The organism is Desulfobulbus alkaliphilus, assembly GCF_016918545.1.
Classification (GTDB): Bacteria; Desulfobacterota; Desulfobulbia; order Desulfobulbales; family Desulfobulbaceae; genus Desulfobulbus; species Desulfobulbus alkaliphilus.
In genome coordinates, this window is the sequence record NZ_JAFFQC010000151.1 from 1 (window position 1) to 490 (window position 490).

Genomic DNA, 490 nt, shown 5'->3' on the forward strand with positions numbered 1-490 from the left:
GCGGGTCTCCCTGGCCTGTTACAACAACCGGGACGATGTGGAAGCCCTGCTGGCAGCCCTGCACAAACTCAGTGACTTCTTCTAAGGCAGACAACCGAATGAGTGACCTCGCAACCTATACCCGGATAGGCCTTGAGCCCGACGCCGACACCATCCGCCAGCAGTTTGCTGCGGCCCACGGCTGGGAGAACCAGTACAGGCTCATCATCCAACTCGGCAAACAGCTACCCGTACTGCCCCCCGAGTGGCAGACCGAAGAGCACCGCTTGAAAGGCTGCGAGAGCCAGGCCTGGCTGAAGGGAGAGAAAAGCGAGGATGGTTGCTGGCACTTTGCCTGCGACTCCGATGCCCGCATCGTACGCGGCCTCATCGTCATCGTGCTGGCGGCGCTCGACCACCAACCGTCTGCGGCGATCCAGGCTTTTGATATGGAAGGGTATTTCACCGAACTCGGGCTTGAGAAACACTTGAGCCCGTCACGGGGCAATGG

At 60.4% G+C, this 490-nt stretch carries 1 protein-coding gene; it reads left to right on the forward strand.

Annotated elements, in window-relative coordinates; all coding sequences use genetic code 11:
• Window positions 1–98 precede the first annotated feature (98 nt).
• Window positions 99–490, forward strand: a 392-nt coding sequence (locus JWG43_RS17845) for a SufE family protein (protein WP_205244294.1), incomplete at its 3' end; no start/stop codon positions are given.